Genomic DNA, 23,620 nt, shown 5'->3' with positions numbered 1-23,620 from the left:
AAAAGGCCAAGGGCTTGAATAAAGACGGATCCGCCCCGAACTTGCTACGATTCCTCATAAACACAACCACGATACCCCGCTCCACCATGGTCCCTCACCTGATCACTGCGCTCACCGGCCCCATCAATGAACTGGAGCAGCGCATGCTCGAGTCCGTGCCCGCCATCGAGCGCTGGTTTCGCCTGGAATGGATGGAGCACACGCCGCCGTTCTACACCTCGGTGGATTTGCGCAATGCGGGTTTCAAGCTCGCCCCGGTGGACACCAACCTCTACCCCGGCGGCTTCAACAACCTGACCCCGGAGATGCTGCCGCTGGCTGTGCAGGCGGCCATGGCCGCGATCGAAAAGATCTGCCCCGAGGCCAAGAACCTGCTGCTCATCCCCGAGAAGCACACGCGCAACAGCTTCTACCTGTCCAATGTGCAGCGCCTGGTCCAGATCTTCACCACCGCCGGGCTGAATGTCCGCCTGGGTACGCTGGACGACAGCATCACCGAACCCACCGACCTCACGCTGGCCGATGGCTCCACCTTGACGCTCGAGCCCCTGGTGCGCACCAAGCGCCGCCTGGGGCTCAAGCACTTCGACCCCTGCACCATCCTGCTCAACAACGACCTGTCGGCCGGCATCCCGGATGTGCTGAAGGACCTGCACGAGCAGTACCTGCTGCCCCCGCTGCATGCGGGCTGGGCCGTGCGCCGCAAGAGCCAGCACTTCGAAGCCTATGAAGAGGTCGCCAAGAAGTTCGCCAAGCTGCTGGGCATGGACCCCTGGCTGATCAACCCGATGTACGCGGTGTGCGACGAGGTCAACTTCCAGGAAGGCACGGGCGCCGAGTGCCTGCAGTCCCAGGTGGACGCGCTGCTCAACAAGATCCGCCGCAAGTACAAGGAATACGGCATCAACGAGAAGCCCTTCGTCATCGTCAAGGCCGACAACGGCACCTATGGCATGGGCATCATGACGGTGCGCGACGCCAAGGAGCTGGCCGACCTCAATCGCCGCACGCGCAACAAGATGTCGGTGGTGAAGGACGGCCAGGAGGTCAACCGCGTGATCATCCAGGAGGGCGTGCCCACCTACGAGCAGATCAACGATGCCGTGGCCGAGCCCGTGGTTTACATGATCGACCGCTATGTGGTGGGGGGTTTCTACCGCGTGCACGCCGAGCGGGGCATCGACGAAAACCTCAATGCGCCCGGTTCGAGCTTCGTCCCCCTGGCGTTTGCCGAACCCACCCAGCTGCCGCGCCCCGGCCTCAAACCGGGGGCCAGCGCCCCCAACCGCTTCTACATGTATGGGGTTATCGGACGTTTGGCGATGTTGGCAGCCAGTTACGAGCTGGAAGCCACCGATCCCAACGCCGAGGTCTACAACTGAGCGTTCTGTCAAGCGCCGCACAGCGACAGGCGTCACGCCAACGCTACTGCGGCGCAGCAAAAACGGTGTGAAGAAAGGCAAAATGGGCGCTCTGTTGATTCGTGCCCACTTTCCGTGCCACACAGCTCCAACGCCAAGCTCAGCGCTTCCCAGCTGGCAGCCCTGACCCTGGGTGCCATCGGCATCGTCTATGGCGACATCGGCACCAGCCCGCTGTATGCCCTCAAGGAAGTCTTCGCCCACGGGCACCTGAAGCTCACGCCAGAAAACATCTACGGCATCTTGTCGATGATGTTCTGGACGCTGACCGTGGTGGTGACCCTGAAGTACGTCACGCTGATCCTGCGGGCGGACAACAACGGCGAAGGCGGGCTGATTGCCATGCTGGCGCTGGCGTCCACCGCGGTGAAGGACCGGCCGCTGCTTCGCGGCCGCCTGCTGGCCATCGGCATCTTCGGCACGGCCATCTTCTTTGGTGACGGGGTGATCACCCCGGCCATTTCCGTGCTCTCGGCTGTCGAGGGTATGGAGGTGGCCGCACCGGGGCTGGAAAAGGCCATCGTCCCGGTGACCCTGATCGTGCTGACCCTGCTGTTCATGGTGCAGAAACATGGCACGGGCGGCATCGGCAAGTTCTTCGGCCCGATCACCATGCTGTGGTTTGGCGTGCTCGCCGTGCTCGGCCTGCAGCACATCATCGAGAACCCGGCCGTGCTGGCCGCGATGAGCCCGCACTATGCGCTGGGCTTCATCTTCAACCATCCTCACCTGGCCTTCGTGGCGCTGGGTGCGGTCATCCTGTGTGCCACCGGGGCCGAAGCGCTGTATGCCGACATGGGTCACTTCGGCAAGCGGCCCATCCGCCTGGCCTGGTTCGGGCTGGTCATGCCCTCGCTGCTGCTGAACTACTTCGGCCAGGGAGCGATGTTGCTGGAGCACCCCGAGAACGTCGCGAACCCCTTCTTCGAGATGGCGCCGCAATGGGCGCTGTACCCGCTGGTGGGCCTGGCCACCTGCGCCACGGTGATCGCCTCGCAGGCCCTGATCTCGGCGGCGTTTTCGGTCACCAAGCAGATCATTCAGCTGGGCTACCTGCCGCGCTTGCGCATCCTGCATACGTCCGAGCATGAAACCGGCCAGATCTACATCCCCTTCGTGAACTGGGCGCTGTATGGCTGCATCGTGATGGCCGTGATTTTCTTTGGCTCCAGCGGCAAGCTGGCCGCGGCCTACGGCATCACCGTGACGATCGACATGCTGATCACGACCGTGATGACCTTCTTCGTGATCCGCTTTGCGTGGAAGCTGTCGCTGCCGCTGTGCATCTTCGCCACGGGCTTTTTCTTCACGATCGACGTGGCGTACTTCAGCGCCAACGTGATCAAGGTGATCGATGGCGGCTGGTTCCCCCTGCTGATCGGCTTCACCATGTTCGGCCTGATGATGACCTGGAAGGATGGCCGCAACCTGCTCAGCGAACGCCTGCGCTCGGACGCCATCGACCTGCACCCCTTCCTGGAGGCCGTGTTCTCCAGCCCACCGCTGCGCGTCGCCGGCACGGCCGTGTTCCTGAACGCCGACGCGGGCACCACGCCCAATGCGCTGCTGCACAACCTCAAGCACAACAAGGTGCTGCACCAGCAGAACCTGTTTGTCACGGTCAAGTCGCATGAGGTGCCCTGGATCAAGCAAAGCGAGCAGCTCGAGATCGAACCCCTGGGCAATGACTGCTGGCAGGTGATGCTGCACCTGGGCTTCAAGAACGAACCCGATGTGCCCGCGGCGCTCACGCACCTCAAGGAACATGGCGTGATCCTCGATGACATGGAAACCAGCTACTTCCTGTCGCGCGACATCGTGATCCCGACCATTGGCAGCGGCATGGCGCCATGGCGTGAAAAGCTGTTTGCCAGCATGCACCGCAATGCCGCCGGGGCCGCTGACTTCCTGAGCCTGCCGACCAACCGCGTGGTTGAACTGGGCTCCAAGGTGGAGATCTGAACCAGCCGGCCGCCCACCGCCCCCACGTGCTGCGTGACCTGTCTCCCGCAGCCGTGTCGGCGGGCTTTGTGGCCACGCTGGTGGGTTTCACCAGCACCATCGCGCTGATCTTCCACGCGGCCCGCTCGCTGGGTGCCACGCCGGACCAGGTGAGTTCCTGGGTGCTGGCCCTTGGGCTCGGCATGGGCCTGACCACCATTGGCCTGTCGCTGTGGACGCGCGCGCCCATCCTGATCACCTGGTCTACGCCCGGTGCGGCCGTGATCGCCAGTGCGGCAACCGGCGTCTCGCTGGGTGAGGCCACCGGGGCCTTCCTGGTGTGCGGCGTGCTGATGCTGCTGTGCGGCGTGACGCGCTGGTTCGAGCGCATCATGGACCGCATCCCCGTGGCGCTGGCATCGGCCCTGCTGGCGGGCATCCTGGCCAAGTTCGCCTTGATGGCGTTTGCGGGTGCCACCACCCATCCCACGCTGGTGGTGGCCATGCTGCTCACCTATCTGGTGGGCAAGCGCTGGTGGCCACGTTATGCCGTGCTGGGCGTGTTGCTGCTGGGTTCGGGCCTGGCTGCAGCGCAGGGCCTGCTCAACACCCAGGTGCTCACGCTGAGCTGGGCCAAGCCGGTGTGGGTCACGCCGCAGTGGTCCTGGCATGCCGTGATCGGCATGGGGCTGCCTTTGTTCATCGTGACCATGGCCTCGCAGGCGGTGCCGGGTATCTCGGCGATCCGGGTATCGGGTTACGCGGCACCGGTGTCGCCGTTGATGAGCTGGTCCGGCGTGGCCACCATCCTGCTGGCACCGTTCGGGGGCTACACCTTCAACCTGGCCGCCATCACCGCGGCCATCGTGCTCAACCCACATGCCCACGCGGACAAAACCAAGCGGTATACCGCGGCCGTGATGGGCGGGCTGTTCTACATCGTGATGGGTTTGCTGGGCGGGGCGGTGGCCGGCCTGCTCAATGCCTTCCCGGCCGCCTTGATCATGGGCGTGGCGGGCCTGGCCTTGCTAGGCACCATTGCCAACGGGCTGGCCGCCGCCCTGCGCGAAGACCGTTTCCGTGAAGCGGCGCTTATCACGTTTCTGGTGACGCTGTCGGGCGTGACCATATTGGGCGTGGGCTCGGCCTTCTGGGGGCTGGTGGCTGGCACGCTCACGCTGTTCGTGGAAAACTTCCACCATCGCCCTGCCAACGACACCGACTCACCATGAAGCTCCTCTTCGTCGCCGACCCGCTGCACACCTTCAAGACCTACAAGGACAGCACCTTCGCGATGATGCGCGAGGCGGCCTCCCGCGGCCACGAGCTGTGGGCTTGCGAGCCCCAGGACATCGTGTGGCAACGTGGTGGCCAGGTGCAGGCGCAATCCCGCCGCATCAGCCTGACGGGCGACGAACACGACTGGTTCGAAGAGCTGGAAGCCGCCGAGATCACGCTGACCAGCATGGACGCGGTGCTGATGCGCAAGGACCCGCCGTTCGACGCGGAATACCTCTACACCACCCACCTGCTCACGCAAGCTGAGCGAGAAGGCGCCAAGGTGTTCAACAAGCCGCAGGCCCTGCGTGAGCACCCGGAGAAGCTGGCCATCCTCGAATTTCCGCTTTACATCGCGCCCACGCTGGTCACGCGCAGTATCGAGGCGGTGCGAGCCTTTCATGCCACGCACCAGGACATCATCCTCAAGCCTCTGGACGGCATGGGCGGCATGGGCATCTTCCGCGTGAAGGACGACGGCCTGAACCTGGGCAGCATCGCCGAGACCCTGACCAAGGACGGCCAGCAGACCATCATGGTGCAGAAGTTCCTGCCCGCCATCGCACAGGGCGACAAGCGCGTGCTGGTGATCGACGGCGAGCCGGTGCCTTACGCGCTGGCCCGCATCCCGCAAGGCGGTGAAGTGCGCGGCAACCTGGCGGCCGGTGGCAAGGGCGTGGCCCAGCCGCTGAGCGAGTCGGATTGGGCCATTGCTCGCCACCTGGGGCCCATCCTGGCGGCACGCGGCCTGATGCTGGTGGGCCTGGACATCATTGGCGAGCAGCTCACCGAGATCAACGTGACCAGCCCGACCTGCTTTCAGGAGATCACGCAGCAAACAGGTTGGGATGTGGCCAAGCGCTTCATCGACGCGCTGGAGGCACGCGTGCAGGCGTGATGCGAGGCCGCCGGGGCCTCAAACCTGTGACTTGAACTGGCTGCCGAAGTTGTTGAGCAGGCCGAGACGATTGGCCTCGTACACCGCCTCGCTGCGCGAGTGCACGGCCAGCTTGCCGTAGAGCTTCTTGATGTAGGTCTGCACCGTGTGCACGGTGATGCCTTGCTGGCGGGCGATCTCGGCGTACGAGAAGCCACGCGCGATGAACTCCAGCACCTCCTGCTCGCGGCGGCTGAGCACGATGGGTGAATCCGGCTCGGTGCTGACAGGTTCCGGTGCCGCCACGGCAGGCTCGGCACGCCTGGCCTCCTGCGCAGCCGGCTGCATGCGCCGCAAGAGATGCCGCGCGATCATGGGCGAGATGGGCGACGCACCACGCTTGACCGCCAGCAGCGTGTCGGCAATGTCGGCGGCCTCGTCGTCCTTGTGCACATAGCCCACGGCGCCGGCTTCGATGCTGGCCAGCACGTTTTCCTCGTCGCCGAACATCGAGACCACCAGCATGTCGCACTGCGGCCATTGCTGGCGCACATCGCGCATCAAGTCCAGGCCGCTGCCATCGGGCAGGCCCAGATCGACCAGCAACAGGTCTGCGCCTTGTTCGGCAAACCAGGCAAGCGCCGGCGCCAAGGTGGCAAAAGACGCGGCCAGACGCAACTGGGCATGCCCTTTCACGCAAGTTTCGAGGAAGGTCCGTGTGGCCTGGTTGTCTTCAACCAGCACCACGCGCCAGACTTCTTGTGCTGCCAATGAACTCATGGTGATGAGGATAAATCAAGCGCGGGATCAGGCTGCAGCGGCAGGCTCACGCGCAACTCCGCACCACCTTCCGGGCGCGCCAGAAAAGCGATGCGAGCCCCGATCACGCTGGCCCTGGCCCGCATGGCCTGCAGGCCATGGCCCTCGCCCTCGCCGCTCCAGCCTCGCCCGTTGTCGATCAGGCTGACTTCCAGGCCATCCGGCATGGCACGGGCCGACAAGGTCAGGCGCGTGGCCCCGGAGTGCTGCAGCACGTTGGACAAGCCTTCGAACAGGATGTACTGGAGTTGGCGCAAGGCCGGTGCGTGGCCTTGCGGCCAGGGCGGCAGGTCGGCCACGTCCCACACCAGTTCCAGCCCGGAGGCCTTCAGGCGTGGCGTGATGCGAAAGCGCAAGCTGGCCAGCAAGCCGACCACATCACCGGCTTGCAGAGACAAGGCATCGATGGACAGTTTGAGCTGGTCCAGCGAGTCGCGCAGCGTCTGGGTCACCAGGCCCAGGTCCACCTGGTTTTCTCGGGGTGACTGCAACTGCCTCAAGGCCGAGGTCAGGTGCGCCCCCACGCCATCGTGCATGTCACGCAGGATGCGGCTGCGCTCGGCCGACACCGCCTGCGCGCGCTCCAGCTCGGCCAGGCGCGCAAAGCTCTCGCGCAAGGCCGACTCACGCTGGACCAGCGTCTCCGCCAGGCTGCCATTGAGCCGGTTGAGCGCACGACGCGAGCGGGCGTAGTCACCCGCCAGCACGTAGAAGATGCACGACATCATGATCGGGCTCACGAAGGGCAGCGTGTAGATGGCATCAAACGGCAGCAGGTTGACCTGAAAGGCCACATCGTGCGCCGCGGCGGGCACGAGCAGCACACAACCGCCCAGCAGCCAGCCCCCATCACGGCGCCTGGACTTGATCACGCCATGGATGGCCTGGACCATGCAGACCATGAAGACAAGGTAAGCCAGGCCATAACCCAATGCGACCGCATGGGTGGACGTGCTGGCCCACGCCCACAAAGGCGTCACCAGCATCAAAGCCAGGATGCCCTGCTCGACCGCACGCGAGCGCCGGCCGACAAAGCGCCGAAAGAACAGCGACATGGCCAGCGCCGACCACACCATGCACGTGATCGACAACGGTGCCCAGAACACGTCGCTCAAAAATGGGTGCGCCGCCAGGTAAGCGCCATTGCCCACGCCCCACAACACGGCGGAGGCCCCCTGAAAGCCGATCGCGACCTGCCCACGATCACGCATCCAGGCGATCATCATGAAGGCCCCCAGGGCCAGCACCGCGGTGTTGGCAAAGTAAGCGCCGTCGACCTGCAGAAACAGGCGCGTCTTGTAGGGTGGCTCCAGCAGGGACAAGGGGCCGACCTTCACGGGCGCCAGGCCATCGCGGCTCATGAACCCGCCGACCACCTTGACATGGATGACGTTGTCACCCTCGTGCCAGACCGAAGCCGGCACCTGCACCAGCAAAGGCACATACCAGTTGCGCGTCACCGGTGGGCTCATGGACCCGGTATAGGCCATGGGCACCCCATTGACCCAGACTTGCGCGTTCATCACGGCACGAGGCAGGTAGACGGCCCACAACGTATCGGGCGCACGCACCATGTTCACGCGAAAGCGGTACCACATGGTGCCCTGGTAAGCCGCGTGCGTCTCGCGCCAGATGTGTGGCAAGGTCACCGTGCGCCAGGCCGCCTGGGGCCCTGGCGCCACTTCGCTGCCGGGCAGCACGCCGGCCTCACGCAGTGTGGTGATCTGCCCGTCCGCCACCCTCACCGGTGGCCAGGCTTGGGCGTCCTGCGGTGCATGACCGGGCAAGGCCAGCGGGGCGGCAGCAGCCAGGCCCGGCCAGAACCACACGCTCGCCAGCCATAGCCACAATGCCGAGCGCAGCGCCCAACGCAGGTACTTCCAAACCAACATGCGCGCATTGTCACCCGAGCGGCGACAATAGCGGGTTGCCCCCTGACTGGATTTCACATGGCTGTTTTGACCCTGAGCGACGCCTGCCTGGCTTTTGGCCACGTCGCCCTGCTTGACCACACTGCGTTCTCGCTGGAAACCGGCGAGCGTGTCGGCCTGATCGGCCGCAATGGCACGGGCAAGTCCTCGCTGCTCAAGATCATGGCCGGCCTGGAAAAGCCCGATGACGGGCAGTTGCAGATTCAGAGCGGCATCGAGGTGTCCTACGTGCCGCAGGAGCCCAGCTTTTCAGAGGGCGCAACGGTGTTCAGCACCGTCAGTGAAGGCCTGGCCGACGTCAAGGCCGCACGCGAACGTTTCGAGGCCCACGCCGAAGGCGATGACCTGGATGCGCTGATGACCTTCATCGAAGCGCGAAATGGCTGGAACTGGGAGCAACGCGTCGACGAGACCCTGCAGCGCCTGCACCTGGACGCCAACCTGCCGATCGATGGCCTGTCGGGCGGCACCAAGAAACGCGTGGCCCTGGCCCGCTCGCTGGTGGCCAGCCCCGATGTGCTGCTGCTGGACGAACCCACCAACCACCTGGACCTGGACGCCATCACCTGGCTGGAAGAACTGCTGGTGGCCTTCAAAGGCAGCATCGTGCTGATCTCGCACGACCGAGCCTTCCTGGACAACGTCTGCACCCGCATCGTGGAGCTGGACCGCGGCATCCTGCGCTCGTATCCCGGCAACTTCGCGGCCTACGTCACACTCAAAGAGCAGCAACTGGCCGACGAGGCCCTGGCCAACGCACGCTTCGACAAGCTGCTGGCGCAAGAGGAAGTCTGGATCCGCAAGGGTGTGGAAGCCCGCCGCACGCGCTCGGTGGCCCGCATCAAGCGCCTGGAAGACCTGCGCAGTGCCCGCGCATCCCGCCGAGATGTGGTGGGCCGCGCCAGGATGGAAGTCTCGCAAGGCGACCGCAGCGGCAAGATCGTGGCCGAGCTCGACAACGTCAGCAAGAGCTACAACGGCCGCGCCGTGGTCAAGGGCTTCACGGGCACCATCCTGCGTGGTGACAAGGTCGGCCTGGTCGGCCCCAATGGTGCGGGCAAGACCACGCTGCTCAAGATGATCCTGGGCGAGCTGGCGCCTGACAGCGGCACCGTCAAACAAGGCGCCAACCTGAACGTCGCCTACTTCGACCAGATGCGCGACAACCTCAACCTGGACGCCACCCTGGCCGACTTCATCAGCCCGGGCAGCGAGTGGATCGAGATCAACGGCTCGCGCAAGCATGTGATGGGCTACCTGCAGGACTTCCTGTTCTCGCCGGCCCGCGCCAATTCGCCCGTGCGCACCTTGAGCGGCGGTGAGCGCAACCGCCTGCTGCTGGCGCGCCTGTTCGCCAAGCCCTCCAATGTGCTGGTGCTCGACGAGCCCACCAACGACCTGGACATCGACACGCTCGACCTGCTGGAAGACCTGCTGGACGAGTACCCCGGCACAGTGTTCCTGGTCAGCCATGACCGGCGCTTCCTGGACAACGTGGTCACCAGCACGCTGGTGGCCGAGGGCGATGGCGCCTGGCGCGAATACGAAGGCGGCGTGGAAGACTGGCTGATCCAGTCACGCCGCGCCAAGGCCATCTCGGCCGGCAAGCCGGGTGCGGCCACCATTGCCACCTCCAGCAAACAAGCACCGGAAGCGAACACGCGCACGCCGGTGGCCGTGGCAGCAGACACGGCAGCGCCTGTGGCACCCGCAGCACCCGTGGTGGCCCAGCCCAAGCGCAAGCTCAGCTACAAGGAGCAGCGCGAGCTTGAGGAACTGCCCGCACGCATTGAGGCCCTGGAGACCGAACAGGCCGAGCTCAACAAGCAACTGGCCGACCCGGACATCTACCGCAAGGAAGGCGCCAACGTGGCCGCCATGCATGCACGCGTGGAGGTCATCGACGAAGAACTGATGACGCTGCTGGAGCGCTGGGAACGGCTGTCGGCTTGAGGCCTCAACCCGGTTGGCACACTCGCAAAGTGTCAACTACGTGTTTCCCCTAGGGTGTCGAGCTCACCCAAAAAACGCCATGATGAGGGCCTCCATACCGCGCAATCAGGGTGTATGCGTGGCCCTCAAAGTGGCCTCCTCTCCTGTGTAGGAGTGGGTGCCCAAGCCAGAGAGGAACGCCCTCATGTTGGCCCCATTTCAACGCCTGTCATGGGTCTTGGCCACTGCCTGCGCCATTGCGCTGCTCGGCGGTTGCGCCTCGCTCAAGCCCGAACCACTGACCACCGCTGAGATCAAGCAAGCGGCCGCCGCGGACCGTCAGCAGATGCAGCAAGGCATCGAGCCCTTGAAAGGCCCGCTGACGCTGGACGAAGCCATTGCGCGTGCGCTGAAGTACAACCTGAACCGGCGCGTGCAGATGATGGCCGAGGCGGTCGCCCAAGGGCAGTTCGATGCCGGCCAGTACGACATGCTGCCCAAGCTGGTGGCCTCTGCGGGTTACCGCGACCGCAACAAGGACCTCATCACCCGCAGCACGGACTCCGTGACCGGGCAGCCCTCGCTGGCCAACCCCTTCATCTCCAGTGACCGATCGGCCACCACCACGGGCCTGACCTTCACATGGAGCCTGCTGGACTTCGGGCAAAGCTATTACGCCAGCAGACAGAACGCCGACCGCGTGCTGGTGGCCACCGAACAGCGCCGCAAGGCCATGCACACCCTGATCCAGGACGTGCGCACCGCTTTCTGGCGCACGGCCGGTGCCCAGAAGCTGCGTGACAGCGTGCGCAGCACCATTGCCGATAGCGAAGATGCCCTCAACGATGCGCGCAAGGTCAGCAATGAACGGGTGCGCAACCCACAGGAGCCGCTGCGCTACCAGCGCCAATTGCTGGAGAACCTGCGCCTGCTGGAAACCATCGAGCAGGAGTTGTCGACCGCGCAGATCGAGCTGGCCTCGCTGGTGAACCTGCCCCTGGGCCAAGCCATCACGGTGACCGAGCCGGATGAAAATGCCGACCGCGCCCTGCTGGACATGCCCGTGGAGCAGATGGAAGAACAAGCCATCGTCCACAACGCGGACCTGCGCATGTCGCTCTACAACGCCCGCATCGCCCGCCTGGAGACACGCCGCGCCATGCTCAAGATGTTCCCGGGCATCTCCTTCAGCTACAGCGTCAACAACAGCAACGACAGCTACCTGATCAACCAGAACTGGAACGAGGCCGGCGCGCAGATCTCCTTCAACCTGCTGGGCCTGTTTGCGGCCCCCTCGCAGATGCGCCTGGCGGACGCCGGTGTGGCACTCGCCGAGCAGCAGCGCATGGCCACGCAGATGGCTTTGATGACCCAGTTGCATGTGGCCAGGCTGCAGTACGGCAACGCCGTACTGCAATTCGAACGGGCAGACGCCATCTGGAAGGTGGACAAGGAGATCGCCAGCCAGGTGGCCCTGCGTGAACAAGCGCAAACCCAGACCAAGCTGGACCGGGTGAGCAACAACACGGCCGCCATCGTGAGCCAGTTGCGCCGCTACCAGGCCCTGGCCCAGATGCAAGCAGCCGCCGGTCGCCTGCAGGCCACCTTGGGCCTGGAACCACAAGTGCCAGATGGGCGGCAACTGTCGCTGGACGAGCTGACCCTCAAGGTATCGGCGGCGCTCACCCCACCGGCCGAGCCAGACCAGCTCCACGCCTCCGGTGCGGATGCACATTGAACGCGGGCCTCACCCATGCCACAGGCCAACGCCATGTTCTCAAGTCGCCCCCCCCATCGCCTGTTGACCGCATGGTGCGGCCCTGTAGTCCTGGCATGCGTGGTGACAGCACCCGCCGGTGCATGGGGCCAAGTCATCAAGGCCAGCGTGCCACCCTCCTCGGCCATGTCGGCCAATGCGCTGGACAAGCGCGAGATCCGGGCCCAGTTGATGCCGCGCCGCTACACCACGCTGGCCGCCGAGATCGGGGCCAAGGTCAAGCAGCTGCCCGTGGTGGAAGGCGCCCGCTTCAAGGCTGGCGACAAGCTCGTTGGCTTCGACTGCGCCTTGCAGCAGACCCAGCTGAGCAAGGCCCAGGCCGCGCAAGATGCGGCAGACAAGACCTGGAAGGCCAATCAGCGCCTGGCCGATCTCAACGCGGTCGGCAAGGTCGAGCTGGATGTGTCTCAGGCCGAGCTGGCCAAGGCGCGCGCCGAGGTGGCGTCCTACATGGTGATGCTGTCGAAGTGCAGCATCACGGCGCCCTTCTCGGGCCGCGTGGCCGAGCAGAAGGTGCGCGAGCAACAGTTCGTGCAAGCGGGCCAGCCCTTGCTGGACATCATCGATGACAGCGCGCTGGAGCTCGAGTTCATCGTGCCCAGCAAGTGGCTGGTGTGGCTCAAGCCCCAGCAGCGCTTTCAGGTGCTCATCGACGAAACCGGCAAGACCTACCCCGCCAAGGTACAGCGCATCGGTGCCCGAGTCGACCCGGTGAGCCAGTCGATCAAGCTGTCGGCCGTCGTGGATGGCCGCTTTCAGGAACTCATCGCGGGCATGAGCGGAAGGGTGTTGGTGACACCGCCGAGCGGCCCCTGAATCAGACCTCATCAGCATCACCCGCGCGCGAACCAGGCCGCGCCGGGCCACATGCTCAGTGGTTCGAGCATGACCATGACCTGGTCCACCATGTGTCAGGAGCGTCTCATGTTGTGTTCAACCACTCTGCGCCGTACGGTCTTGCATGTCACAGCGATCGGCGGGGCCTGTCTGGGCGCCGTCACCAGTTGCCAGGCCTGCTCTTCCGAACCTTTGCTGGCATCGATCTGCGTGATGGCCATCCCGTGGACCAATCTGCAAGGCTTCATGCCCGCAGTCGGCACGTCGATGCCCGTCAACACCAATCAGGCCTTGTTCTCGCTGCTGGGCACCACCTTTGGCGGAGACGGCCGCACCAACTTCCTCCTGCCTGACCTGCGCGGCCGTGTCATCGTGGGCGCAGGGCAGCCCCCCGGCCAGGCCAACTTCGCCGTGGGCGTAGCGGGTGGCAACTACAGCATCACCTTGCAGCCAGCCAATGTGCCGGTTGCCCCGCACGTTCATGCGCTGGGCGCCTTGGGCAGGACCACGGTCACGCTGGGCAACCTGGCTGCGACCACCACCACAACCGGCTTGACGGCCACCACCACGCTGAGCGGCGTCACTGCCTCCGCCAACGCGTCCAGCCTGACGCTCAAAGGCTACAGCGGCAATGCGGGCTCGGCCTCGGCCAGCGGCGGTGCTCTGGCCACGCCACAAGGCCCGGCCAACAGGATTTACGCCAGCAGCACACCGGACGTCTCGATGGCATCAGGCAGCATCAGCGGAACCGCCCCTGTGACCTTCACCGGCAACCCGACGACCACGGTCACCGGCAACCTGACGACCACCCTGTCGGGCCTGCCCACCGTGGCACTCTCGGGCAGCACCGAGGTGGCCTCCCAGCCCGCCACCACGCCGCTCAACGCCATGCCGCCTTACCTGCCGATGAATGTGTTCATCGCCGTGCAAGGCTTGTACCCCAGCCGGAACTGAGCACGGGCCCGAGATCATGAAACGCCTTCTCCTGCTCGGCATGACGACGGCCTGTGTGCTGATGACGCCCAGTGCGCTCCAGGCGCAAGGCCGGCATTCGGCACAGCAGGAACTGCAAGCCGCCCAGGCAGCGCTGACCGCAGGCCACCATGGCGAAGCCTGGCAGCGCTATCACCATCTGGCCGAACGTGGCAACCCCTTGGCCCAGTTCGTGGTTGGCCAGTTCCTGCAGCAGGGCTGGGGCAGGCCCGTTGACCAGGTCGCAGCCTGCAACTGGTTCAGCAAGGCTGCCGGGCAGCACGTGCCGTATGCCGAGCATCTGTGGGCAGACTGCCTGGCGCAGGGCATCGGGCGCGAGCAGGACATCGCCCGTGCCCTCCATTGGTACGAGCGGGCCGCCAACGATGGGCACTGGCTGTCGCTGTGCTCGGCCGCGCACTACTTCATCCGTGGGCAGGGTGTCGCCCAGGATGTTCAACGCGGACTGAGCATGTGCACGCAGGCCGCGCAAGCCGAATCGCCACCGGCCATGCTGCAGCTGGCGCACTACTACGAACAAGATGCCGATGTACCGCAGGACCTGGCCAGAGCGCGCTATTGGTATGGGCAGGCGGCCCGGCGACAACAGCCCGAAGCCCAATACAGGCTGGGCCTCATGCTGGCTCAGGGGCAAGGCGGCCCAGCCGAACCAGACGCCGCGCTGACCTGGCTGGAAAGCGCTGCCAGCGCCGGCTACGCGGAGGCCTATCTGCCAACGGCCGTGCTCTATGGCAACGCCGATGTCCAGGCCGAGACGGGCGCTTTGGCCCCCGCTCACCTGGCCAAGGTCTACCTGTGGATTGAAGCAGCCAGGGCCAGCAAACTGCCCCCGCCGCAGCAGGCACTGGCCGCCACCATTGAAAACCAGGTGCTGGCCGTGATGCCGGCGTCCTGGCGCCCCGAACTGGACCGCAAGCTGGCCGCGCATCTGGCCCGCTTCGCGCCGCCATGAGCCTCGTCCGTCACGCGCACGCCACACGCACGCACGCCACACGCACCCAAGGGATTTGTCATGAGCAACCATCTCGCCCGCCGCAAACCGCTCAAGCGTGCTGTGCACCTGCGCAGCCTGGAGCAGCGCTACATGTTCGATGGTGCCGCGGTGGTGGACGCCAGCCATGCTGCACAGGCCTCTGCGGCGGATGCGGCCGGCATCAAGGCTTTGGCCCTGCCACCCGGCGCCGTGGAGGTGCGCGCGGCGGACCCAGCCCGTGACCAGGGCCGCAAGGAGGCCGTGTTCATCGACACATCCCTGGGCGACTACAAAACCCTGGAAGCCGCTGTGGCGGACGGCAAGGCCGTCATCGAGTTTGACGGCTTGAAAGATGGGCTCGCACAGATCGCGGGCTGGGCCGCCAGCCATGCGGGTTACGACGCCATCCACATCCTCTCGCACGGCACGGAAGGTTCGGTGCGACTGGGCAGTGCCGCCTTGACGCTCGACTCGCTCAAGAGCAGCAGCACCCGCGACGAGCTGGCGATCATCGGCTCGGCCCTTCAGCAAGATGGCGACCTGCTGTTCTATGGCTGTGACATTGGGGCGGGCGCGGACGGCCAAGCGCTGCTGAGCGGGCTGGCTCAGCTGACGGGGGCCGATGTGGCCGCATCAGTTGATGCGACCGGCGCGGCTCGCCTGGGCGGCAACTGGGCCCTGGAAGCCCAGTCGGGGAGCATTGAAACGCAAGCCTTGAAGCTGACGGGCTACGACAGGCTGCTGGCCCTGGTCTCGTTTTCATCGGCAGATGCGGACATGGACTACACCCACTTATCGGTCCTGCGCACCTCCAGCAGTCGCAATTTCACCTTCGCGGGTGGCACAGGTTCGGGAGGCTTGGGCGTCGACAGCAGCTTTTTCGGAGGTGCCGAAGGCTTGTATGCCTACGAGGGCACCTCGGGTGGCAACGACATCAAGCTGACCATTTCCATCGAGAGTGGTTATACCTTCGATATTTCCGCCCTCAAGGCGGGCGCGGTATCCGGCAGCCTGTCGTTTGCGCTGACATATGGCAACGACAGCACGACATCGTTCACGCAAAGCAGCATCAGCACGGGTGGGAGCTACACCTCGCTGAGCGGCTTCAACACCGCGATCAATGATGTGAAGCAGGTTGTCATCACTTCGTCGAACTTCGCGCTGCTGAACGACTTCGACATCACCGACGTGAAGGCCTACGTGCCACCGCCCACGGTCACCGATGCCCGCATCAGCATCAGTGGTGCCAGCGGCACGGGTGGGGCCTACAAGATCGGTGACACCGTCACCGCCACCTGGAACAACACGGCAGGCGGCGACAACAACGCCGGCGTCACGGGTGTCACGATGGATTTCAGCCAGTTCGGTGGCGCCGCCGCGGTGGCGGCATCCAACTCCAGCGGCACCTGGACGGCCACCTACACCATCGTGTCCGGTGCGATCGACGCCACCAACCGCAATGTGTCGGTCACGGCCTCCAACGCCGGCAACTCGGCCACCACGGCCGACACCACGAACGCCACCGTGGACAACGTCGCGCCCACAGTGACCGACGCCAACGTCAGCATCAGCGGTGCCAGCGGCACCGGCGGCGCCTTCAAGATCGGTGACACGGTCACCGCCACCTGGAACAACACGGCGGGTGGCGACAACAACAGCGACACCCTCTCCAGTATCACCATGGACTTCAGCGCCTTCGGCGGCGGCTCGGCCATATCGGCATCCAACTCGTCGGGCACCTGGACAGCCACCTATACCATCGTGTCCGGTGCCATCGACGGCGCGAACAAGAACATCTCGGTCACGGTCACCGACAACGCAGGCAACACCACGACAAGCGCCGACACCACCAACGCCACGGTGGACAACATTGCGCCCACGGTGACGGACGCCAACATCAGCATCAGCGGGGCCAGCGGCACCGGCGGCGCCTACAAGATCGGCGACACGGTCACCGCCACCTGGAACAACACCGCCGGGGGCGACAACAACAGCGACACCCTCTCCAGCGTCACGGTGGACTTCAGCGCCTTCGGCGGCGGCGCGGCCGTGGCCGCGATCAACGCCAGCGGCACGTGGACCGCCACCTACACCATCCTGGCTGGCGCCATCGATGGCAGCAACAAGAACGTGTCGGTCACCGCCACCGACAACGCGGGCAACACCACCACCACAGCCGACACCACGAACGCCACCGTGGACAACGTCGCCCCGACCGTGACCGACGCCAACGTCAGCATCAGCGGTGCCAGCGGCACCGGCGGCGCCTTCAAGATCGGTGACACGGTCACCGCCACCTGGAACAACACGGCGGGTGGCGACAACAACAGCGACACCCTCTCCAGTGTCACCATGGACTTCAGCGCCTTCGGCGGCGGCTCGGCCGTGTCGGCATCCAACTCGTCGGGTACCTGGACAGCCACCTATACCATCGTGTCCGGTGCCATCGACGGTGCGAACAAGAACATCTCGGTCACGGTCACCGACAACGCAGGCAACGCCACGACGAGCGCCGACACCACCAACGCCACGGTGGACAACATCGCGCCCACGGTGACGGACGCCAACATCAGCATCAGCGGGGCCAGCGGCACCGGCGGCGCCTACAAGATCGGCGACACGGTCACCGCCACCTGGAACAACACCGCCGGGGGCGACAACAACAGCGACACCCTCTCCAGCGTCACGGTGGACTTCAGCGCCTTCGGCGGCGGCTCGGCCGTGTCGGCATCCAACTCCAGTGGCACGTGGACGGCCACCTACACCATCGTGGCTGGCGCCATCAATGGCACGGCCAACCGCAATGTGTCGGTCACCACCACGGACAACGCCGGCAACGCCACCACTACGGCCGACACGAGCAATGTCACGGTCGACAACGTGGCCCCCACAACCACCATCGCGACCAAGGCTTTTTCCAACGACACGGGCAGCAGCACCGACTTCATCACCTCGAGCGCCTCGCAAACCATCTCGGGCACGCTGTCTGCCAACCTGGCGACAGGCGAGACCGTCCTGGTCTCGCTGGACAACGGCAGCACCTGGACGGCTGCCACGGCCACCGTCGGCCAGAGCACCTGGTCGCTGCCTGGCCAGACGCTGAGCGGCAGCAACACGCTCAAGGTCAAGGTGCAAGATGGGGCGGGCAACGACGGCACGGTGTCATCACAGGCTTATACGCTGGACACCAGCGCGCCCAGCGCGCCCTCCACGCCGGACATGAGCACCGGCACCGACAGCGGCACATCCAACTCGGACAACCTCACCAGCAACACCACCCCCACCTTCACCGGCACGGCCGAATCAGGCAGCACCGTCACCCTCTACGACACCGATGGCAGCACGGTCCTGGGCACCGCCACGGCCACCGGCGGCAACTGGTCCATCACCTCATCGGGTCTGTCAGCGGGCAGCCACACGCTCACGGCCAAGGCCAGCGATACGGCAGGCAACACCTCTTCGGCTTCGACCGGCCTGGCCATCACCATCGACGCCAGCGCCCCCACCGGCCTGGCGCTGGACAGCACGACCGTCTCGTCCGCCAACGCCACATCGAGTGCCACCATCGCCACGCTGTCGGCCACGGACGGCCTGAGCATCACATACAGCCTGGCGGCCGGCAATGGCACGAATGACGCCGACAACGGCAGCTTCAGCATCTCCGGCACCTCGCTGCAGGTGGGGGGATCCTCATTGAGCGCCGGCACCTACAAGATCTACGTGGCGGCCACCGATACGGCTGGCAATGTGGCCAACCAGGCCTTCACGCTCACGGTGGTCGATGCCCCCAGCGTGAGCAGCATCGTCCGCACCGGGGCAGCCAGCGCCACCGTGGCGGGCTCGGCTTCATCGATCAGCTACACGGTGACCTTCGATCAAGCGGTGACCGGCGTGGACGCCAGCGACTTCGCGCTCACCGCCACCGGCACGGCTTCAGGCAGCATTGCCAGCGTCAGTGGCAGCGGCACCACCTACACGGTCACGGTCAACACGCTGGCCGGTGACGGCACGCTGCGGCTGGACCTCAACAACAGCGGCACCGGCATCCAGAACGGCAACAGCGTGGCCATCCTGTCGGGCTACATCTCGGGCTCGACCTACACGCTGGACCACACCGCCCCCAATGCCCCATCGACCCCGGATCTCAGCACGGGCTCGGACTCCGGCTCATCCAGCAGCGACAACATCACCAGCGCCACGACCCCCACCATCACCGGCACGGCCGAATCAGGCAGCACCGTCACACTCTACGACACCGATGGCAGCACGGTGCTGGGCACCGGCACGGCCACGGGCGGCAACTGGTCCATCACCACGTCGACGTTGTCCAGCGGCAGCCACACGCTCACGGCCAAGGCCAGCGATGCGGCGGGCAATGTGTCCTCGGCTTCATCGGGCCTGAGTGTCACCATCGACGCCACCGCGCCCACGGTGTCCTCCGTCTCCGTGCCGGGCAACGGCCTGCACAAGGCCGGCGACACCCTGAGCTTCACCGTCAACACCAGCGAGGCCGTGACCGTGGACACCGGTGGTGGCACGCCCCGCCTGGCACTCAACGTGGGTGGCACCACGGTGTACGCCAGCTATGCATCGGGCTCGGGCAGCAGCGCGCTGGTGTTCAGCTACACCGTGCAAGCCGGTGACACGGACACCGACGGCATCGCCGTGAATACGCTGCAGGCCAACGGCGGCGCGCTCACCGACACGGCCGGCAACAGCATGACGCTCACGCTCAACAGCGTGGGCTCGACCAGCAACGTCCTGATCGACACCACGGCGCCCACGGTCGCTTCCGTCTCGGTGCCCGGCAATGGCACCTATGTGGATGGCAGCGACCTGGACTTCAGCGTGCAGTTCGACGAGGCTGTCACCGTGAACACCGGGGGCGGCACACCCCGCATCGCGCTGACCATCGGCAGCAGCACCGTGTACGCCAGCTACCTGTCGGGCTCGGGCACCAGCAGCCTGGTGTTCCGCTACACCGTGCAGGCCGGCCAGCAGGATGTCGACGGCATCACTGTGGGCAGCCTGGCGCTCAATGGCGGCACGCTGCAAGACGCGGCCACCAATGACGCCACCCTGACGCTCAACAGCGTGGGCAGCACGGCCTCGGTGCTGGTCAATGGCCTGACGCCCAGCGTCACCGACGTGAGCGCCAGCACCGCGAACGGCAGCTACAAGGCCGGCGACACGGTCACCATCACGGTGGACTTCAGCAAGGCCGTCAACGTGGACACCACCGGCGGCATACCCACGCTCACGCTTGACGATGGCGGCACGGCCACCTACGCCAGCGGCTCGGGCAGCAGCACGCTGACCTTCACCCATGTGATCGCCGATGGCAACAACAGCGCCGACCTGGACTACAGCACCACCAGCGCCCTGGCCCTCAACGGCGGCAGCATCACCGATGCGGGCGGCACCCACCAGAGCGCCGCGCTCACCCTGGCCACGCCAGGCAGCACCCACTCGCTGGGCGCCAACAAGGCCATCGTGGTCGACACCACGGCCCCCGCTATCAGCTTCAGCAACCTGGCCCTCTCGGCCGACACCGGCACCAGCAGCAGCGACTTCATCACCAGCACCGCCGCGCAGACCATCACCGCCACGCTCAGCGGTGCGCCAGCCGGCAGCGACATCGTCTATGGCTCGCTGGACAACGGCGCCACCTGGACGGACATCACCAGCAAGGTCTCCGGCACCACGCTGAGCTGGGATGGCGTCACGCTGGCGGGCAGCAACACGCTCAAGCTCAAGGTCAGCGACAGTGTGGGCAACGACGGCAGCGTGGCCAGCCAGGCCTATGTGCTGGACACCACGGCGCCCTCCATCACCTTCAGCAACCTGGCTTTGTCGGCAGACACCGGCGTCAGCAACAGCGACTTCATCACGCGCACCGCGGCACAGACCATCACCGCCACGCTCAGCAGCGCGCCAGCTGGCAATGACATCGTCTACGGCTCGCTCGACAACGGCGCCACCTGGACGGACATCACCAGCAAGGTCTCAGGCACCACGCTGAGCTGGGATGGCGTCACGCTGTCGGGCAGCAACACGCTGCGCCTGAAGGTGAGCGACGCGGCCGGCAACGATGGCAGCGCCACCAGCCAGGCCTATGTGCTGGACACCAGCGCGCCCAGCATCACCGTCAGCGGCATCACCCTGTCCAATGACAGCGGCGCCAGCGCCTCTGACTTCATCACCAATGTGGCCTCGCAGACCATCAGCGCCACGCTCAGCGCCGCACCGGCGGGCAGCGACGTGGTCTGGGGCTCGCTGGACAACGGTGCCACCTGGGTCAACATCACCGCCAAGGTGTCAGGTACCGCATTGCAATGGGACGGCGCCACGCTCACCAGCAGCAGCACCATCCGCATCAAGGTGAGCGATGCGGCCGGCAACGATGGCCCGGTGGCCAGCCAGGCCTATACCTTCGACAACACGGCCCCCACCCTGCCCACCTTCAACAACCTCTCCACCACCAGCACCACCCCCACGCTGTCCGGCTCGGCGTCATTGGGGGCCGGTGAGGCCATGACCATCACCATCGAAGGGGGCGCCACGTACAACGTCACACCCTCAGGCGGCTTGTGGCAACTGGACCTTGCCACCGCCACGCCTGTGAGCGGCACGCTGGCCCTCACGGTGGGCCGCACCTTTGTCGTCTCGGTAGCCGTGACCGATGCGGCCGGCAACAGCGCCACGGCCACCGGGGCACTCAATGTGGCCGCCCCCACGCCCGTGATCCCCACGCAGCCCGAGCCCGCCGCGCCACCACCTCCGTCGGCGCCCACCATCGTCGTGACGCCCCTGGCGCCGCCCGTGGTGGCCCCCCCCAGCACCTTCCTGTCACCCGCCACGCAAGCCGTCATCCTGCCCACAGGCTCGCCCGATGCCATCACCCCTCGTGGCGCCATCGTCCTGCCCACGTCTCCAGCACCAGGCCTCGGCGGTCTGGAGGCTCCCAACCCGGCGCCCGCCCTCACCCGCGGTGGCGAGGGCCTGTTCCAGGTCATGGTGATACCCCAGCGTGCGGGTGCGCCCGACAGCCTGCTCCTCAACCGCCCGATACCAGATCAGGTCCTGCCCAGCGCCGGGCGGATCGCTTTCTCGGTGCCCGCAGACACCTTCGCCCAGACCAACCCGAACGCCCTGGTCCAGTTGGCAGCCGTGCAGGCCAACGGCCAGCCGCTGCCGCCTTGGTTGAGCTTCAATCCCCAGACAGGCCGCTTCGAAGGCACGCCGCCACCGGGCGTCCGAGGCGAGCTGGCCATCCGGCTCATTGCCAGGGACGCACAGGGGCACGAGGCCGTGAGCGTCTTCAAGGTCCGTATCGGGGCCGCCCCCCGAGGCGCCCTGTCCTCGCCGCCAGACACAGGCCGCCCCAGCCTCAGTGACCAGATCCGCATGGCTGCCCAGCGGCAGGCTCGCCACACCACACATGGTTGAAAGCGCTGTTCGATGAACGCTGTTGTCACCCCATCCGCCATTGCCGACATTGATCCGCTGCTGCAGATCCTGACGCTGTCCAGACGCGCCCGGGCGGCCGGTAGCGAGGCCGAGCTGGCCTTCCTCGCGGTCAACGACACGCACGCCTTGCACGCCTACCGGCAGGCCGCCTTGTGGATGCGGGCCGATGGCATCGTGGCCCTCTCAGGTGTGGTCGAGCCTGATGCCAATGCACCTTACGCCCAATGGCTGCTGCAGGTTTGCCGCCACCTCGGTGATACCGTGCCTGCCGCGGCGCCTGTCTGCGCCGATGACTTGCCCGATGAGCTGGCATCAGCCTGGTCGGAGTGGCTGCCCACTTTTGGCCTGTGGATCCCATTGCCAGCCCACGCGGGGGCACCGGCCACCGAGGTCGGCGGCTTGCTGCTGGCCGCCGAGCAACCCTGGGCACCTGATGCGCAGGCCTGGGTGGGCGAATGGATGGCCGCCTGGCACCACGCCTGGGTAGCCCGCCGTCAAGGCTCGCCCTGGCGTTGGTGGGCCCGGCTGGCCTCCCCGGCCCAGGCAGGCAAGGGCCGCTGGCGCCGCCGGGCCATCGTGGCCACCGTGCTGCTCGCCGTGATGTGCCTGCCCGTCAAGCTCTCCGTGCTGGCACCGGGCGAGCTGGTTCCGGCCCACCCTGCCATGGTGCGGGCGCCGATCGACGGCATCGTGGCGCAATTCCATGTGCAACCCAACCAACTGGTCAAGGCTGGCCAGCCCCTGTTCAGCTTCGACCAGGCCGCGCTGGCCGCTCGCCATGAGGTGGCAGTGCAGTCGCTGGCCACCGCCGAAGCCGAGTACCGGCAATTCGCTCAGCAGGCGGTGTCCGACAACCGCTCCAAGACCCAGCTCTCGCCCCTGCTGGGCCGCATCGAAGAAAAGCGTGCCGAGGCCGGCTACCTGCAGGACCAGTTCCAGCGCACAACGGTGAGCGCCCCGCAAGATGGCGTGGTCATGTTCGACGACCCCAGCGAATGGGCCGGCAAGCCGGTGCAGACCGGCGAGAAGATCATGCGCATTGCCGCTCCGCACGATGTCGAGGTGGAGGCCTGGCTGCCCATTGGCGACGCCATCCCGCTGACCACGCAGGCCCATGTCGAGCTCTACCTGGCCGCCAGCCCGCTGGCGCCCATCAGCGCGCAACTGCGCTACATCGGGCACGACGCCGTGTTGCGGCCCGATGGGCAATACGCCTACCGCGTACGGGCACGTCTGCTCGGCTCGACCGACCAGCGTGTCGGTCTCAAGGGCACGGCCAAGATCAGTGGCGACAGCGTGCCCCTGGCCTACTGGGTCATCCGCCGCCCGCTGGCCACCGTGCGCCAGACTTTGGGCTGGTGAGCCGCGCCC

At 66.0% G+C, this 23,620-nt stretch carries 13 protein-coding genes; 11 read left to right on the top strand and 2 right to left on the bottom strand.

The annotated features are described in order from the left end of the window. The first annotated feature begins 86 nt into the window (after positions 1-86). The 4 genes from gshA to gshB all read left to right on the top strand — a co-directional run bounded on the left by gshA (position 87) and on the right by gshB (position 5,538). Positions 87-1,382: a glutamate--cysteine ligase gene (gene gshA / locus JY96_RS16310; protein WP_035039072.1), complete on the top strand. Its 1,296-nt coding sequence runs from the start codon at positions 87-89 to the stop codon at positions 1,380-1,382. A 114-nt stretch (positions 1,383-1,496) separates the two neighbouring features. Then, a complete protein-coding gene (locus tag JY96_RS16305; protein WP_081961336.1) occupies positions 1,497-3,383 on the top strand; it encodes a potassium transporter Kup in 1,887 nt (628 codons plus the stop codon). Between the two features lie 26 nt (positions 3,384-3,409). After that, on the top strand, positions 3,410-4,594 hold the full coding sequence (locus JY96_RS16300) for a benzoate/H(+) symporter BenE family transporter (RefSeq protein WP_035039070.1): 1,185 nt from the start codon (positions 3,410-3,412) through the stop codon (positions 4,592-4,594). Continuing rightward, complete coding sequence (gshB, locus tag JY96_RS16295) at positions 4,591-5,538, top strand: glutathione synthase (protein WP_035039066.1); 948 nt, start codon at positions 4,591-4,593, stop codon at positions 5,536-5,538. The genes JY96_RS16300 and gshB overlap by 4 nt, the downstream gene beginning before the upstream one ends. An 18-nt stretch (positions 5,539-5,556) precedes the next feature. Here gshB and JY96_RS16290 read toward each other — a convergent pair whose 3' ends face one another. Both JY96_RS16290 and JY96_RS16285 read right to left on the bottom strand, forming a co-directional pair. After that, positions 5,557-6,297, bottom strand: a complete 741-nt coding sequence (locus JY96_RS16290) for a response regulator transcription factor (protein WP_035039054.1) — start codon at positions 6,295-6,297, stop codon at positions 5,557-5,559. Then, positions 6,294-8,228 (bottom strand): sensor histidine kinase, encoded by a 1,935-nt coding sequence (locus tag JY96_RS16285; protein ID WP_035039051.1) that lies wholly within the window; start codon positions 8,226-8,228, stop codon positions 6,294-6,296. Before JY96_RS16285 ends, JY96_RS16290 begins: the two co-directional genes overlap by 4 nt. Positions 8,229-8,285: 57 nt before the next feature. Here JY96_RS16285 and JY96_RS16280 point away from each other — a divergent pair, with 57 nt between their 5' ends. From JY96_RS16280 to JY96_RS16250, 7 genes are all read left to right on the top strand, one after another. Then, entirely contained in the window at positions 8,286-10,220 is a 1,935-nt protein-coding gene (locus JY96_RS16280) for an ATP-binding cassette domain-containing protein (protein WP_035039048.1), read from the top strand. 184 nt (positions 10,221-10,404) lie between these two features. After that, positions 10,405-11,937: a TolC family protein gene (locus tag JY96_RS16275; protein ID WP_052162631.1), complete on the top strand. Its 1,533-nt coding sequence runs from the start codon at positions 10,405-10,407 to the stop codon at positions 11,935-11,937. A gap of 102 nt (positions 11,938-12,039) precedes the next feature. Further along, the gene (locus JY96_RS16270) at positions 12,040-12,792 is read left to right on the top strand and encodes an efflux RND transporter periplasmic adaptor subunit (RefSeq protein WP_235333956.1); all 753 of its coding nucleotides are present in this window, start codon (positions 12,040-12,042) and stop codon (positions 12,790-12,792) included. Between the two features lie 108 nt (positions 12,793-12,900). Further along, the gene (locus JY96_RS16265) at positions 12,901-13,767 is read left to right on the top strand and encodes a phage tail protein (protein ID WP_161784351.1); all 867 of its coding nucleotides are present in this window, start codon (positions 12,901-12,903) and stop codon (positions 13,765-13,767) included. Positions 13,768-13,783: 16 nt separating this feature from the next. Further along, positions 13,784-14,758: a tetratricopeptide repeat protein gene (locus JY96_RS16260; RefSeq protein ID WP_235333955.1), complete on the top strand. Its 975-nt coding sequence runs from the start codon at positions 13,784-13,786 to the stop codon at positions 14,756-14,758. A 60-nt stretch (positions 14,759-14,818) separates the two neighbouring features. Beyond that, a complete protein-coding gene (locus tag JY96_RS22460; protein WP_052162629.1) occupies positions 14,819-22,228 on the top strand; it encodes an Ig-like domain-containing protein in 7,410 nt (2,469 codons plus the stop codon). 12 nt (positions 22,229-22,240) lie between these two features. Continuing rightward, complete coding sequence (locus tag JY96_RS16250) at positions 22,241-23,611, top strand: efflux RND transporter periplasmic adaptor subunit (RefSeq protein ID WP_052162628.1); 1,371 nt, start codon at positions 22,241-22,243, stop codon at positions 23,609-23,611. Positions 23,612-23,620 lie beyond the last annotated feature (9 nt).

Origin of the sequence: Aquabacterium sp. NJ1 (assembly GCF_000768065.1) — a bacterium.
Lineage (GTDB): Bacteria > Pseudomonadota > Gammaproteobacteria > Burkholderiales > Burkholderiaceae_C > Aquabacterium.
This window is presented reverse-complemented; position numbering and strand designations above follow the sequence as displayed.

Coding starts and splice junctions, on each gene's coding strand:
- JY96_RS16250 (WP_052162628.1), top strand. CDS start 22,241: ATGAACGCTGTTGTCACCCCATCCGCCATTGCCGACATTGATCCGCTG.
- JY96_RS16280 (WP_035039048.1), top strand. CDS start 8,286: ATGGCTGTTTTGACCCTGAGCGACGCCTGCCTGGCTTTTGGCCACGTC.
- JY96_RS16260 (WP_235333955.1), top strand. CDS start 13,784: ATGAAACGCCTTCTCCTGCTCGGCATGACGACGGCCTGTGTGCTGATG.
- gshB (WP_035039066.1), top strand. CDS start 4,591: ATGAAGCTCCTCTTCGTCGCCGACCCGCTGCACACCTTCAAGACCTAC.
- JY96_RS16290 (WP_035039054.1), bottom strand. CDS start 6,297: ATGAGTTCATTGGCAGCACAAGAAGTCTGGCGCGTGGTGCTGGTTGAA.
- JY96_RS16265 (WP_161784351.1), top strand. CDS start 12,901: ATGTTGTGTTCAACCACTCTGCGCCGTACGGTCTTGCATGTCACAGCG.
- JY96_RS22460 (WP_052162629.1), top strand. CDS start 14,819: ATGAGCAACCATCTCGCCCGCCGCAAACCGCTCAAGCGTGCTGTGCAC.
- gshA (WP_035039072.1), top strand. CDS start 87: ATGGTCCCTCACCTGATCACTGCGCTCACCGGCCCCATCAATGAACTG.
- JY96_RS16275 (WP_052162631.1), top strand. CDS start 10,405: ATGTTGGCCCCATTTCAACGCCTGTCATGGGTCTTGGCCACTGCCTGC.
- JY96_RS16285 (WP_035039051.1), bottom strand. CDS start 8,228: ATGTTGGTTTGGAAGTACCTGCGTTGGGCGCTGCGCTCGGCATTGTGG.